The sequence below is a fragment of the Adlercreutzia sp. ZJ242 genome, from assembly GCF_011038995.1.
Classification (GTDB): domain Bacteria; phylum Actinomycetota; class Coriobacteriia; order Coriobacteriales; family Eggerthellaceae; genus CAAEEV01.
The window spans coordinates 1-1554 of the sequence record NZ_JAAKEE010000102.1 but is presented as its reverse complement, the minus strand read 5'-3'; the positions used below and the strand labels follow the sequence as shown (position 1 = coordinate 1554).

The following is a 1554-nucleotide window of genomic DNA, read 5'->3' as shown; positions in this document are numbered from 1 at the left end:
AGCCGGAGCGAGGCGAAGGGGGCTCCCCTAATCTCTTATCGACCAAGAATCGAGAAAGAGAGGAGCCCTCCATGGACAATCCTACCGCATGCGCGGCCGCTTCGGCGGCCCTGGCCGACGTATTCACCGACATTCTGCTCGAGGGCGGCTGCTCCTTCGAGGCGTTCGAGGAGCGCGCCGTCACGCGGGGCCACGAGGCGATGGCCCGAGCGATGGGGCTGGCGCTCGAGCGCTTCGACGAGCTGCTCTGCCTGAACCCGCCCGCGGGGTGCCGCGCCCACGACGCGCGCCCCCGCACGCTGGCCACGGAGGTGGGGGACGTGAGCTTCTCCTGGCACCGCCTGAGGGACGCCTCCGGCGCGACCGTGGTCCCCCTGGCCGACGCGCTCGACCTGCCGTGGGGCTGCCGGGTGTCGCCCGGGGCCGAGGCGTTCCTGGTCGAGGCCGCGGCCGAGGTGTCCTACGCCGCCGCGGCGAGGCTGCTGGCGCGCAAGGGGGGATCGCGGGCGAGCGCGACCACGGTCATGAGGGCCATGAGGGGCGCGGGCGCGCGCTGCGCGGCGGACGACGAGCGCGCCGCGCGCGACCTGTTCGACCTGGGGGTCAAGCCGGCCGGGGAGACGGTCGCCGACGCGGTGTGCCTGGAGGCCGACGGCACGTGGGTGCGCCTGCAGGGGGCCGCGCCCGGGGAGCCGGGCAGGGCCGAGGTGAAGGCGATGGTCGCCTACTCGGGCAAGGCCGCCCGCGGCCGCAAGGTCGCCCGCGAGCACGCCGTGCGCCACGGCTGCGTGGCGGCCCCCTCCGAGTTCTGGCCCCAGGCCGTCGCGGCGATGGGCTCGGAGTTCGACCTGTCGAGGGTCTCCCGCGTGCACCTGGGCACGGACGGCGAGGGGTGGTGCAAGGGCGGCGGGGCCTACCTGCCCATGAGGATGGAGGTGACGGGGCACCTCGACCCGTTCCACGTCAGCCGCGCGCTGCTGTCCTGCTTCGACGAGCCGGCCATGGGCTGGCAGCTGGTCGACGTCGTCCGCGACGGCGGCAAGGAGGAGGCCGCGGCCCTGCTCGAGGCGTGCGTCGAGCTGGGGGTCGCCCGCGAGGGGGCGGCGAGGCGCGTGCTCGGGTACCTGCGCAACAACATGGGCCTGATCGCCGTCGACGGCCCGTCGCTGGGCACCATGGAGTCCGAGAACCAGCACCTCTACAAGTCGCGGATGGCCAGCGTCCCCTGCGCGTGGTCGCGCCGCGGCGCCTCGGACATGGCGCGCGTGCGCAGCCGCGTCCGCTCGCGTCGCGCGGTGCCCGCCAGGACCCGGGCCGGGTCGGCCACGCCGCTCAGGCGCCGCAGGGACGGCGCCCGGGAGCTGGCCGCGCTGTCGGGGGGCCCGACGGCCGGGTCGGTGCCCTCGCGCGTCGGGCGGGGATACGAGCCGCCGGCCGCGAGCGTGGCGGGCATGTCGGCCGAGGTGCGCTATGCTGCCGCCGTCGACTCCGGAATGGCCGGAACGGGCTGGTAGGAGATCGGGAGAGCATGGCCCCCATCAAAGTTACGCCGTC

1 protein-coding gene is annotated in these 1554 nt (G+C 75.2%); it reads left to right on the top strand.

All coding sequences use genetic code 11. The features are described from left to right. Positions 1-71: 71 nt before the first annotated feature. The gene (locus G7Y49_RS11950; RefSeq protein ID WP_165174116.1) at positions 72-1514 is read left to right on the top strand and encodes a UPF0236 family transposase-like protein; all 1443 of its coding nucleotides are present in this window, start codon (positions 72-74) and stop codon (positions 1512-1514) included. The last annotated feature ends 40 nt before the right edge of the window (positions 1515-1554 follow it).